Below are 13,492 nucleotides of genomic sequence, written 5' to 3'. Positions count from 1 at the left end.
AAGGTGCGGGGGGCCCGCCGTCTGCTGCGCTAGCAGGCGATGCGCCTAGGCCTGCGCGGCCATCCGGTTGGAGATCTTGTACCGGGCTGCGCGGTGGGTGTCCTTCACGCGGTCGCCGGCGCCGAACATCTTGTGGCGCAGCGAGCCCTCGGTGTATTCGGTCTTGTAGACCCCGCGCGCCTGCAGCTCGGGAACCACGTACTCGACGATGTCCTCGAAGGTGCCCGGTGTGACGGCATAGGCGAGGTTGAAGCCGTCCACGTCGGTGTACTCCACCCAGTCGATGAGCTTCTCGGCTACCTCGGCGCCGGAACCGACGGAGACCGGGCCGAATCCGCCCACGCCGATCCATTCGGCCAGCTGGCGGATGGTCCACGGCTTGCCGGTATCGCCGCTGGCCTTCTTGAAGGTTTCCACCGAGGACTGGATGGCGTTGGACTTCACGTCGTCGCCGATGACATCGTCGGGGCCGTAGACGGACATGTCGATGCCGGTCCAGCCCGACAGCAGTGCGAGCGATCCCTCGATATCCACGTAGGAGCTGTAGTCCTGGAACTTCGCCTGGGCAAGTTCGGTGGTTTCGGCGGTAATGATGGTCTGCATGGCGAAGACCTTGATGTCGTAGCGGCCACGCCCGGCGGCCTCGGCAGCGTCACGGATCTTGCTGACCGCTTCCTTCAGCAGGTCGCGGGTGGGGCAATTGACGAAGATCGCTTCGGCGTTCGACGCGGCGAACTCGGTGCCGCGCTTGGAGGCGCCGGCCTGGTAGATCACCGGGGTGCGCTGGGTGGACGGCTCGGTGATGGCGATGCCCGGAACCTTGAAGTACTTGCCTTCGTGCTCGATCGGGTGCACCTTGGCCGGGTCGGTGTAGACGCCGGTGGCCTTGTTGTTCTGCACCGCGTCGTCTTCCCACGAGCCTTCGAGCAGCTTGTAGACCACCTCGAGGTACTCATCGGCGTGGTTGTAGCGCTCGTCGTGCTCCATCTGGTCTTCCTGGCCCATATTGCGGGCCGCCGATGGCAGGTAGCCGGTGACGACATTCCAGCCCACGCGGCCGTTGGTCAGGTGGTCCAGGGTGGCCAAGCGGCGGGCGAAAGCGTACGGGTGCTCATAGGCGGTACCTGCGGTGACGCCGAAGCCGAGGTTCTCGGTCACAGCGGCCATGGCGGAAACCAGCATCATCGGGTCGTTGACCGGCGCCTGCGCGCCGGAGCCCAGCGGGGTCACGTTGGTGCCCTTGTACACGTCGTAGGTGCCCAGCACGTCGGCAAGGAACAGCCCGTCGAACTTCCCCTTTTCCAGCACCTTGGCCAGGTGGGTCCAGTAGCCCAGGGTGTTGTAGGTCGAGGCCTTGTCCTGCGGATGGCGCCACAGGCCCGGCGACTGGTGCACCACGCAGCTCATGTCGAATGCGTTGAATAGGATCTCGCGCTTGTTCTCGCTCATGGCTTTGCCCCCATAGGTTGGTAATCGTGGAAAGTTGCTGGTGTGCGTCGCAGGCCCTCAGGCCCGCTGGGTCGAATCCTCGCCGGTGACGGACAGCCGTTGCGGCTGGACCCCATTGATCTCGTAGTCCCCGACGATGCGCGCCTTGTAGATCGCCGGGTTATGCGTGGCGATGGTGCGCGCATTGCGCCAGTGCCGGTCCAGGTTGCAGCCGCTTCTGGTGGAAGAGGCGCCCAGTGCGTCGAAGAGCTTGCTGGTCACGCCGATGGCCAGTGGCTGCACCACGGTTTGCGCGCGGTTGGCGGCCAGCTCGCATACTGCGTAGCGTTCCTCGTCGTTCAGTCCCGGATCGCCCAAGGCGGCTTCAACTTCAAGGACTGCGCCGATCACCACGGAGTCGGCAGCGAAGGACTCCGCGGAAACTTCGCCCACCAGCTGGAGGACCTGGGGTTCCTGGTATACCGGCACCCCGGTTCCAGTGGTGAAGATGCGGGTGCGCGCCTGCACCGCGTGACGCAGGTCGTTCAGTGCGGCGCGGGCGATGCCCGCCTGCACGGCCATGAGCACCAGCTGGAAGATCGCCGCTTCGGAGTCATTGGTCTGCTGCGGCATGAAGCAATCCACCGGGACCTGGTGGAATTCGGTGGTGCCGGTTCCGGTGAGGCCCTGGCCGAACCCATCCCAGTCGTCGAGGATCTTGACGCCGCTGCGCTGGGTGGAGACCACGGCGATCTGGCGGCCGGCGAGCTCCGGGTGGGCCACCGCAACGGTGGTCCAGTCGGCAAAAATGGTGCCGGTGCAGTAGTACTTTTCACCGTCGATCACCCAGCGTCCATCCAAGACGCTGGCCTTGGTGTTCAAGGTGCCCAGGGCGTTGCCACCGCGTTCGGTGTAGGCGTTGCCGATAATCTGCCCGGCAGCGATGCGAGCGACCCACTTCTTGCGCAGTTCTTCGTCGTCCAGCACCAAGACATTCTCAACGAATGCGATATGCGCGCGCCACAGCTGGCCTACGTGGGAGTCCGCCTCGGAAAGCTCGATGAGCAAGCGGAAGACATCCACCAGCCGTGCACCATAGCCCCCGTCGGCAACGGAAAGGCGCAACGCACCGAACCGCTCGCGATTCAGCAGGCCTACCTGCTCGAAAGGAAGCACGCGGTTCAAGTCGCGGTCCTTGGCGGTTGCGGCGATCTGCGCAAAAACGGGACGGAAGATTTCGGCCAGCCGGTCGTATTGCTCATCCGCACTTGGTCCGGGGGTGATTTTCAGCAATTGCCTAGTCGGCAACTGTTCTTCAAACTTGTCCAGGTCCATTGCGGTGGCCTGCGAAGGGTCACTGAGCTGGTTGAAGTCCAGTCCGAGGGCATTGTGCGATTCACCAATAGGCATCAGGGTTCTCAATTCTTTCCATCGGTCCTGGCGGTAGCACCGTCCCGCTATTGGGGTGGTTGCTGCGGCGTCGTGGAGCCAGATCTCTCAGCCGCTCTGGATGGGTCGTAATTCATTTGTAACGGTAATAAACCGGTGATTCCAACCCGCGAAGTCACATTTCGTCCCAGTGCCGGCAGTGCCCATCTTCAAATTTCACAGCCTATTCCGTGTCCTGCCGAAGATGAGTTGCAAAGTTTTGCTTAATGTCGAGCAAACCGGCCTGCAATAAAATAAATAACGAAATTTCTGGGCAATGTGACGTAGTTGTCGAAGATTTTTTCATATTACGCGAGATTTGCGTTCAAATCGTTCGACTCGTTGTAATGGACACGTAACCATCCCGAGCGGCCGAGAGATCTGGCTCGTTGACGCCGCAGCAACCACCTTTGGAGTTTTGCTCTGCAGGCCGGTGCTACCGCCAGGACCGATGGAGATGAACATGACTCTTTCCTTTGCAGCGCCCGAGGCAGCTCCCGTTGTCTCAGCTTCAAGCGCCCTGGACGTGCAGTTCAGCAACGTGTCGCGGACCTTCACCACCAAGATGGAAAGCCGCACCGTCCTGGCCGATATCAACCTGCAAATTCCAGCAGGTCAAGTCGTGGCCATTCTTGGAGCCAGCGGTTGCGGAAAATCCACGCTGCTGCGTTCAGTATCGGGCTTGGACCACCCCACCACCGGCACCATCCGCACCGGCACCCGCGAGGTCACCGGCATCAACGAGTTATGCGCCGTTGCTTTCCAGGAGCCCCGGCTGCTGCCATGGCGCTCGGTTCGCCAGAACATTGCACTGGGCCTGGCACCGGAAACCGATAAGCGCTCCGGCAACGCGCTGATCGAGGAGTTGATCGAGCTGACCGGTCTGAGCCATGCAGCCAGCTTGCGCCCACGCGAGATCTCCGGAGGCATGGCGCAGCGGGTTTCGCTGGCTCGCGCGCTGGCTCGGCGCCCGGGTGTATTGCTTCTTGATGAACCCTTTGGCGCCCTCGATGCGCTGACACGCTTGAAGATGCAGGATCTGCTGCTCTCGATTCACGCATCGTTCCCCACCACCGTTCTCATGGTGACCCATGATGTGGACGAGGCGTTGACTCTGGCTGACCGCGTGATTGTTCTGGGGCGAGGCGCTGGGCATAGTGCAGCGGGCGTCATCGAAGATCTGTCCATCTCAGCTGGGCATCCACGCCGGCATACCGATGAAAAGTTCGTTGCAGATCGCCTGCACCTATTGCGCCTGCTCGGCGTCGACCCAACCAACCATTAGTCCCGGCCACGCCGTGGGTCCCGAACCATTCGTCCCCTTTGCCTTTTCACCTACACCGCTTGCACGCACAATTCTAGGATTCTCCATGCTTTTGAACCGTCTCACCCGCCGCACTGCATTGTCCGCCGCCGCCTTGATCGTTGGCGCAGTTGCCCTGACCGGCTGTGCTGGCGAAAACGCTACAGCCTCCTCGGATGGTCAGACCCTGTCCATCGACTTTGCCACTTACAACCCGCTGAGCCTGGTACTCAAGGAAAAGGGATGGTTGGAAGCAGCCGCCAAGGAGCAGGGCGTAAATGTCGAATGGATCCAGTCCGCAGGTTCCAACAAGGCCAATGAAGCTCTTCGCGCCGACGCAATCGATGTTGGTTCCACAGCCGGTTCCGCTGCGCTCCTGAACCGTTCTAACGGTGCACCCATCAAGACCATCGCACTGTATTCGCAGCCGGAATGGGCGGCCCTGGTAGTGGATAAGGACTCGAAAATCGAGTCCGTTGAAGATCTCGCTGGCAAGACCGTGGCCGCTACAAAGGGCACCGACCCATACTTCTTCCTGCTGCAGGCGCTGGAATCCGCGGGCTTGAGTGAAGCTGACATCAAGCTGCAGAACCTCCAGCATGCCGATGGACGTACCGCCCTGGCCAACGGCTCGGTTGATGCCTGGAGCGGTTTGGATCCGATCATGGCCGCTGCCGAAAAAGACGGCGCGCAACTGGTTTACCGGAACTTGGATTTCAACACCTACGGTGCGCTGAACGCTCGCGAAGACTTCATTGATCAGAGCCCCGAACTCGCCCAGCTCGTTGTCGATGCCTACGAAAAGGCTCGTGGCTGGGCAGCTGACAATCCCGAGGAAACCGCAGAAATCCTGGCCGACGTAGCAGGGCTCGAACCAGGAGTTGCTGCCACCGTCATTGAGGAACGCTCCAATCTGGACGTTCCGGCAGTTCCCGACGCCAAATTCACTGGAGTCCTGAGCAAGATTGCTCCCACGCTGGTCGCTAGCGGCGATGTCTCGGAGCAGGAATCCGTTGATGAAGCTCTGGAAACCCTCATCGATGACCAGTTTGCCGTCAAGGCAGACGCAACAAAGATCTCCGGAGAGTAACCAGCCATGAGTCCCACTAACGTGGCTGGAACCCGCGGAAGCCAAACACCTGCCAAGCAGAAGGCCAGCATGGCCGCAACGATCCTGCGTGCCCCGAAATGGCTGCTTGCGCTGGTCTTGCCGCTGACCACCCTGGCTGTGTGGCAATTTGTCACCGTTACCGGAATCGTTGCTCCGTGGACACTGCCAACTCCGGGTTCAGTGGTTTCTGCTGCCATTGAGCTCTTCCAGGATGGCGAACTCGGAAAGCACATCGGCATCTCCACTCAGCGTGTTCTTCTCGGTTTCGCCTTCGGATCATTGCTGGGCTTGGCGCTGGGTGCGCTTGTCGGGCTGTCCAAATTGGCAGATGCATTTCTGGGACTGAGCATCAGCGCCCTGCGTGCAGTCCCTTCCTTGGCTTGGGTTCCGCTGCTGGTGCTCTGGATGAAAATGGGTGAAGATTCCAAGGTCACACTCGTGATCATTGGTGCCTTCTTCCCGGTCTTTACCACCGTCGCCTTGGCGTTGCGCCATGTCGATGCCCACCTGGTCGAAGCAGCCCGCGCCTTCGGGTTGAAGGGATTGAAGCTGCTGCGCACCGTCCAGCTGCCCGCAGTGGTCCCTTCGATCTTCTCCGGACTGCGTTTGGCACTAGCCCAAGCTTGGCTCTTCCTGGTCGCAGCCGAACTCCTCGGCGCGTCAATGGGCCTTGGCTTCTTGCTCACCGACTCGCAGAACAACGGCCGATTGGACCGCCTAATCATGACCATCGTGCTGCTGGCCGTCTTTGGAAAGATCACCGATGCCCTGCTGTCGATAGCAGAACGCTGGGCTATCAAGCGCTGGACCTGAAACCGGACCAGCTAGTACCCGCTGACAAAACTACCCCTCACCAAAGAAAGTTTGCGATGACCACCGAATTGGCAACAACCTCAACTCAAGTTTCAGAGGCAGCACGCCAGGAATTCTGGGACGAAGCGGCGAACCTCTTGGATTGGGACACCCCGTGGCACACCACCAGCCGCATCATTCCGGCCGATCCGGATGCCAAGCGCGGACCGGAAATTTCTTGGTACCTCGGCGGCAAGCTGAACGCCGCAGTGAACTGCGCCGACCGCCATGTAGCTGCGGGACGCGGCCAGAAGGTCGCACTGTATTTCGAAGGCGAGCCCGGTGACCGGGTAGCCGTCACCTACAAGAATTTGCAGGAGCGGGTCTCCCAGGCAGCCAACGCCTTGGAATCCCTGGGTGTGGTGAAGGGCGACCGCGTGGTCATTTACCTGCCGGTGCTCATTGAAACAATTGTCATCACCTTGGCTTGCGCCCGCATCGGCGCCATCCACTCGCTGGTCTTCGGCGGGTTCTCCGCCGAAGCGCTGAGGTTCCGTGTGGAGGACACCAAGGCAAAGGTCCTGGTCACCACCGACGGCCAGTTCCGCCGTGGCACTTCGGTTCCGGTCAAAGGCAACGCCGATGCGGCCGTTGCCGGCGAGAACGAAATCGAAAAGGTCCTGGTTATCCGCCGCACCGGCGACGAAATCCCGTGGACCGAAGGCCGCGACATCTGGTGGCATGAGGTGGTTGATACCCAGTCCACCGAGCACCACGCGCAGGCATTCGATGCGGAAACACCGCTGTTCATCATGTACACTTCGGGAACCACCGGCCAGCCGAAGGGCTTGGTTCACACCACCGGCGGGTACCTGACGCAGGCGGCCACCAGCTACAACCTGCTGTTCGCCAACCCGGACGAGTCCCAGCGCGCCAAGGACGTGCACTGGTGCACCGCCGACCTCGCCTGGGTCACCGCGCATACCTACGAGATCTACGGCCCGTTGGCCAATGGCGTCACCCAGGTAATCTACGAGGGCGTCCCCAACGCCCCGCACCCGGGCCGCCACTTCGAGGTCATTGAACGCTACAAGGTCACCAGCTACTACACCGCTCCCACCTTGGTCCGCTCGTTGATGGGCTGGTTCCCGGATGGCATCCCGGCCCAGTACGATCTGTCCTCGGTGAAGATCGGCGGCACTGTGGGTGAAGCCGTCAATCCCGAGGCATGGAAATGGTTCCGCCAGCAGATCGGCCGGGACAGCGAAGCAGGACTGCCGATGGTTGACACCTGGTGGCAGTCCGAATCCGGCGCGACCGTGCTTTCTCCCCTGCCGACCGATGGACATTTCAAGCCAGGCTGCGCCGCACGCGCGCTGCCGGGCATCTCGGTGGACATTGTCGACGATGGCGGCCTGAGCGTGCCAGCCAACCAGCAGGGCAATATTGTCATCACGCGCACTGGCCCGTCGATGGCCCGTACCGTATGGGGCAACCCGACGCGCTACTACACCAGCTACTGGGAACAATACGTAGAGCAGGGCTGGTTCTTGGCTGGCGACGGTGCTCGCTTCGATGAGGACGGCGATATCTACATCCTGGGCCGCACCGACGACGTGATCAATATTTCCGGCCATCGGCTTTCCACCATTGAAATCGAATCGGCATTGGTCACCCACCCCGGCGTGGTGGAAGCCGGCGTTTGCCCCACCCCGGATTCCAAGACCGGACACGCTGCAACCGCCTTCGTGGTACCGCTGGACAAGACCCTGGTTGCCGAGTCGCCTGACGAGCAGCTCGTTGCACGGCAGGCCGAGTTCATTGCTGAACTCCGTGATACCGTCGCGGTGCAGATCGGCCCGATTGCCAAGCCGCGGGAAATCGTCCTGGTTCCGGATGTGCCCAAGACCCGTTCGGGCAAGATCATGCGCCGCCTGCTCACCCAGCTGTTCGAGGGCACCACGCTCGGCGACACAACGAGCCTGCAGAATGAGCCGTGCATTCCGGAGATCAACGCGATCTGCCGCGCGCGCGGCTAATCGCTGCTCCCAAGCCCCTTGGGGTTAAACAAATGAAGCTTCTTCCCCGGCTGGGGAAGAAGCTTCATTTGATTTGCCGGTTAGGAATCCCCGGCCGTTGGCTTCTGGCTCTGGCCATCGGCCGCGCTGCCCTTGCCGTCCTGCACCGGGTCAGCGGTGGCTTCGGTGGCGAAAAGCTTCACTTCGGAGGCCCTTCCCTCGGCCCTGACCAAAGGGATTTCGGTGGTCATCAAGCTGAACTGGCCACCCTCATGGCGGTCAACCGCCTGGCCCACGGACTGCTCCAGGACCTTTCGAGCCACCTTGCCGCGAAGCACCAGCGGATCCTTGCTCAGGTCCTTCCACAACGCCACGCAGAGCAGGAGCATCACAATCACGAATGGCAGCGCCGAAACAATAGTGATGTTCTTCAGCCCGGTCAATGCCTCCGCCGGATGATCGCCGCCAGCCAGCAGCATCACCGCGGCCACAGCGCCGGTGGCCACGCCCCAGAAGATCACGGCCTTCTTGGATGGCTCTTCAGCGCCGCGTTCGCTGAGCGCACCCATCACGATCGAGGCCGAGTCTGCGCCGGTCACGAAGAAGATCGCAATCAGCAGCACGGTGACGACCATCAGCACGGTAGCCATCCAGCCCGACAGCGGGAGGCTGCCAAGCATGTCGAAGAGGATCAAATCGAAGTTGATGTCTGGTGCGCCATCAACAATGCTGGCCAGCTTTTCCCCGGTTTCCCCGGCGCGTTCAGCGCGTTCCTGAATACCGATGGCGCCACCGCCGAAGATTGCGAACCAAATCAGGGTGACACTGGATGGAACAAGCAGCACACCGGTGACGAACTGGCGAATAGTGCGGCCACGGGAAATGCGGGCGATGAACAAGCCGACGAATGGGCTCCAGGAGATCCACCATGCCCAGTAGAAGACAGTCCACGAGGACAGCCAATCAGACATTGCACCGTCGCCGGCGGCCGTACGCGAGGCCATCTCTGGCAAGTCGCCGATGAAAGCGCCAATGGCATCGGGAATGACGTTCAGGATGAACAGAGTTGGGCCGCCAATGAAAACGATCAATGCGATGATCAGTGCCAATACCATGTTGGTGTTGGACAACCACTGGATACCGCGCTCGATGCCGGAAACGGCAGAAGCGACAAACAATGCGGTCAGAATGCCAATGATGATAACCAGAACGCCGGAACCGACCTTCTCCATCATCCCGGTGGCCTGGATGCCGCCGCCAATCTGCAATGCGCCCAGACCCAGCGAACAAGCCGAACCGAAGAGCGTGGCGATGATGGCCAGGATATTGATGGTGCGCCCGCCCCAACCATGGATGGCCCGGTCGCCGAAGATCGAGCTGAACATGGCTGAGAACAGCTGGGGGCGTCCCAGCCGGAAGCTGCCGTACGCCATGCCCAAGCCAACGATGGCGTACATGGCCCATGGGAATAAGGTCCAGTGGAAGAGCGTGGTGCCCATAGCGGTGCTCAATGCATCACTGGTGGAACCTTCCACCGTTCCCGGAGGAGGCGACATGTAGAAGTACAGCGGCTCGCCCACGCCGTAGAAGACCAAGCCGATGCCCATGCCGGTTGCGAACATCATCGAGATCCACGAGACCGTGGAGAACTTTGGCGTCTCGCCGTCCTTGCCCAGCGGGATGCGTCCAAAGTTCTTGGCCGCTACGACGATGGCGAAGACCGCGAAAACCGCGGCAGCAATGACAAAAAGCCAGCCAGTGTTGGTGATAACCCAGTCAAGGGCCGCGCTGGAGGCCTTGCCCAGCCCTTCGGGGCTAGCGAAACCCCAAATAATAAAGGCCAGCGCTAGAGCGCCGGCGATTCCGAATACCCAGTAATCCGTACCGGAAAGTGAGTACTTCTTAGGTCGTCTGTGACGAACTGAATGCAGTTCCTCAACGAGGTCGCCGATTGATTGATCCGTCTGCTTCATTGCGGTCTTCCTTCACTGGTGAGATCCCGCGGATAAGATCCGGGCGGAATCTGCCGAGCCATCGCCTCTCGAGTAAACGATCGCCATGCAGTGTGATTGATTGCGAATTGCTTTTCGGGTGTCGGTCCACTGTGTCTAAATCTCGCGTTGAAGCAGCCTGAAAGAAACAACCATTCTCCGCTAATATCCCGCGAATTATTCCTGCGAGTTGACTCGATTTAGCACGATTTTGACACGATAAATCCCAAAATGGGCCTTTTCCAGCATGGTCGACATCTCATCAAGGGTCAAATCAGATCCTTGATTTCTCGCCGTTTCCGGATCTTCAGCACCCCGGGATCACATTGTTTACGCTGGCAGCGCCATCCATGTGAGCTTCCTCGCCCCACAGGATTTTTCGCTCCCCGAACCCGTGGAATCATCAATTGGACCGCAATATTTCCCAAGATAAAACCACGCACTATTCGCTTTCTTATTTCGGGTGAAATGTCTGCGATTTCGTAATTTTCCTCCCCCAGAAGCAAACCACGCTTGAACATGCATCATACGGAATACTTACTAATGAAGCACCGATTCAACCAGTCAGCTGGAGTCCACCCACTTTTAACGCGAAATACACTGGAACTTATCTTGACTGATTCAAAATAAGCAGGCATGCTGGGTACATGACATCACAGGCAAGGATCGAGCAGGTGCTGAAGGCGGCATCGATGCGGGTCACGCAACCGCGCGTTGCGGTACTTTCCGCCGTCGCGACGCACCCGCACGCGGATACCGAGACTATCATTTCGGCTGTCCGTGAAGATCATCCCAATGTGTCGCACCAAGCTGTCTACGATTCACTCAGGCTCTTCACGAAACTGGGTGTCATTCGGCAGATACAGCCACAGGGCCATACTGCCCGCTATGAAGCCCGCGTTGGCGACAATCACCACCATGTGGTGTGCCGCCAGTGCGGAACGCTGGCGGACGTCGACTGCGCTGTCGGCGGCGCCCCGTGCCTGCATGCTTCCAATGACCATGGGTTCAGCATTGATGAAGCCGAAGTGATCTATTGGGGCACCTGCCCGGATTGCCAGGCTGCGAACGCATAGTTGCTGTCTAAGTAAACCCCTAGATTTGCCATCGTCATCAGCGCAGCTGCTGCGCGATGGATAAAACCAGATAAACCCTAAACAATCCGGAAGGAAAGAGCACATGTCTGAGATGACTGCAGGTCAGTGCCCAGTAGTTGGCGGCGCGGGTCGAATTCACCCTACCCAGGGCAATGCCAACACCGAATGGTGGCCGAATAAGCTGAATCTGAGGATTCTGGCCAAGAACCAGCAGGTTTCCAACCCGCTGGACGAGAACTTCGACTACATTGAAGCCTTCAATGCCCTCGACTTGTCGGCAGTAAAAGCCGACCTGACCGAAATCATGACCCAGTCGCACGACTGGTGGCCAGCAGACTTCGGCCACTACGGCCCGTTCTTCATCCGCATGGCTTGGCACTCCGCAGGCACCTACCGCTCGCACGACGGCCGTGGCGGCGGCGGCGCAGGCCAGCAGCGCTTCGCTCCGCTGAACTCGTGGCCTGACAACGTTTCGCTGGACAAGGCTCGCCGCCTGCTGTGGCCAGTGAAGAAGAAGTACGGCCAGTCGATTTCCTGGGCCGACCTTATCCTGCTGGCTGGCAATGTGGCTCTGGAAGACATGGGCTTCGAGACCTTCGGTTTCGCCGGCGGCCGCAAGGACGTTTGGGAAGCAGATGACGATGTCTACTGGGGCCCTGAAAAGGTCTGGCTGGACAGCGAACGCTACACCGGCAAGCGAGACCTGGATGCTCCTCTGGCAGCAGTGCAGATGGGCCTGATCTACGTGAATCCTGAGGGTCCTGACGGAAATCCGGATCCGCTGGCCTCGGCCGTAGACATCCGCGAAACCTTCCGCCGCATGGGCATGAACGACGAGGAGACCGTCGCGCTGATCGCCGGTGGCCACACCTTCGGCAAGACCCACGGCGCGCATGCCGATGACAAGATCGGCCCGGATCCAGAAGCAGCTCCGCTCGAAATGCAGGGACTGGGCTGGAAGAACGGCCACGGCACCGGCAAGGGCGCGGACACCGTCTCCTCGGGTCTTGAAGTCACCTGGACCTACCACCCAACCCGCTGGGACAACGAGTTCTTCCACATCCTCTTCGCCTACGAATGGGAACTGTTCGAATCCCCAGCAGGCGCCAAGCAGTGGCGCCCGGTCAACAATGGCGGAGCCGGCTTGGTCCAGCCTGCATTCGAGACCTTGGAACACCGCGAGCCACGCATGCTTACCAGCGACCTGGCCCTGCGCTTCGACCCGGTCTACGGCCCGATCTCCAAGAACTTCAAGGAGAACCCAGACCAGTTCGCAGACGCCTTCGCCCGCGCATGGTTCAAGCTGACCCACCGTGACATGGGCCCGAAGTCCCGCTACTTCGGCCCAGAGGTTCCCGCTGAGGACCTGCTCTGGCAGGATCCACTGCCAGCAGCTCCGCAGACCACCTTGGGTGCAACTGAAGTTGCCGCACTTAAAGCCCTGATCAACGATTCGGGACTGACCGTCCAGCAGCTGGTATCCACGGCTTGGAAGGCCGCTTCGACCTTCCGCACCTCGGATAAGCGCGGCGGCGTTAACGGCGGCCGCATCCGCCTGGAACCACAGGTCTCCTGGAGCGTGAACCAGCCTGAGCAGCTCAAACCGGTAATTGCCAAGCTGGAAGAGATTGTTGACAACTTCAACGCCACTTCCGGGATCAAGGCTTCCTTCGCGGACGTCGTTGTCCTAGCCGGCAACGTCGGAGTCGAGCAGGCAGCCCTGGCAGCTGGCCAGCAGGTCGAGGTTCCATTCACCCCGGGCCGCGTAGACGCAACCCAGGAGCAAACCGACGTTGACCAGTTCGCATGGCTGGAACCAGTTTCCGACGGATTCCGCAACTACGACTCGGGCTTCGTCAAGCTGCCTAGCGAGTACCTGCTGATCGACCGCGCGAATCTGCTGGGCCTCTCGGCACCGGAAGCGACCGTACTGCTCGGTGGACTGCGCGTCATCGGCAATAACTGGGACGGCTCCAACTTGGGCGTCTTCACCGACACCCCAGGCGCGTTGACCAACGACTTCTTCGCGAACCTGCTGGAGCTGGGGTTGGAATGGACCCCGTCCGCTGACGAGCAGACCTACACCACCACCGATGGCCGCTGGACCGGCAGCCGCGTGGATCTGGTGTTCGGTGCCAACTCCGAGCTGCGTGCACTGGCCGAGGTTTACGCTTCGGATGATGCCAAGGAGAAGTTCGTCAATGACTTCGCCTCCGCTTGGGCCAAGCTCATGGACGCAGATCGCTTCGAACTGCGCAGCAAGTAGCAGCTGCTGGGCCGCGAGCCCGTAGCAATTAGTGCTGGGCTGCTGCTTCCCGCAAGGG

The 13,492-nt window shown here is 60.5% G+C and carries 9 protein-coding genes and 2 riboswitches; of the genes, 6 read left to right on the top strand and 3 right to left on the bottom strand.

Going from position 1 to position 13,492, the window contains the following annotated elements:
• Positions 1-45: 45 nt before the first annotated feature.
• On the bottom strand, positions 46-1,449 hold the full coding sequence (locus ACNPM8_RS08765) for an LLM class flavin-dependent oxidoreductase (protein WP_448939686.1): 1,404 nt from the start codon (positions 1,447-1,449) through the stop codon (positions 46-48).
• Positions 1,450-1,506: 57 nt separating this feature from the next.
• Positions 1,507-2,838, bottom strand: coding sequence for an acyl-CoA dehydrogenase (locus ACNPM8_RS08760; protein WP_388024589.1), 1,332 nt, complete (start codon positions 2,836-2,838; stop codon positions 1,507-1,509).
• 15 nt (positions 2,839-2,853) lie between these two features.
• A riboswitch (SAM riboswitch) is annotated at positions 2,854-2,945 on the bottom strand.
• Positions 2,946-3,212: 267 nt separating this feature from the next.
• Positions 3,213-3,314, top strand: a riboswitch (SAM riboswitch).
• 5 nt (positions 3,315-3,319) lie between these two features.
• On the opposite strand from ACNPM8_RS08760, the gene ACNPM8_RS08755 reads away from it, so the two are divergent.
• The 4 genes from ACNPM8_RS08755 (at position 3,320) to acs (ending at position 8,101) form a co-directional block, all read left to right on the top strand.
• Positions 3,320-4,141, top strand: a complete 822-nt coding sequence (locus ACNPM8_RS08755) for an ABC transporter ATP-binding protein (protein ID WP_388024591.1) — start codon at positions 3,320-3,322, stop codon at positions 4,139-4,141.
• 85 nt (positions 4,142-4,226) lie between these two features.
• The gene (locus ACNPM8_RS08750) at positions 4,227-5,249 is read left to right on the top strand and encodes an aliphatic sulfonate ABC transporter substrate-binding protein (protein WP_133834315.1); all 1,023 of its coding nucleotides are present in this window, start codon (positions 4,227-4,229) and stop codon (positions 5,247-5,249) included.
• Between the two features lie 69 nt (positions 5,250-5,318).
• Entirely contained in the window at positions 5,319-6,083 is a 765-nt protein-coding gene (locus ACNPM8_RS08745; protein WP_388024657.1) for an ABC transporter permease, read from the top strand.
• Positions 6,084-6,139: 56 nt separating this feature from the next.
• Entirely contained in the window at positions 6,140-8,101 is a 1,962-nt protein-coding gene (gene acs / locus ACNPM8_RS08740) for an acetate--CoA ligase (protein ID WP_133834314.1), read from the top strand.
• Between the two features lie 80 nt (positions 8,102-8,181).
• On the opposite strand, the gene ACNPM8_RS08735 is transcribed toward acs, so the two are convergent.
• Positions 8,182-10,053, bottom strand: a complete 1,872-nt coding sequence (locus ACNPM8_RS08735; RefSeq protein WP_133834313.1) for a BCCT family transporter — start codon at positions 10,051-10,053, stop codon at positions 8,182-8,184.
• A gap of 665 nt (positions 10,054-10,718) precedes the next feature.
• Between ACNPM8_RS08735 and ACNPM8_RS08730 the strand changes: the two genes are divergently transcribed.
• Positions 10,719-11,147, top strand: a complete 429-nt coding sequence (locus ACNPM8_RS08730; RefSeq protein ID WP_133834312.1) for a Fur family transcriptional regulator — start codon at positions 10,719-10,721, stop codon at positions 11,145-11,147.
• Between the two features lie 103 nt (positions 11,148-11,250).
• A complete protein-coding gene (katG, locus tag ACNPM8_RS08725) occupies positions 11,251-13,434 on the top strand; it encodes a catalase/peroxidase HPI (protein WP_105657950.1) in 2,184 nt (727 codons plus the stop codon).
• Positions 13,435-13,492: the final 58 nt, after the last annotated feature.

The sequence above is a fragment of the Glutamicibacter sp. AGC46 genome (assembly GCF_053543715.1).
The sequence above is the reverse complement of the archived record's forward strand: the minus strand, read 5'-3'. Positions and strand labels throughout refer to the sequence as shown.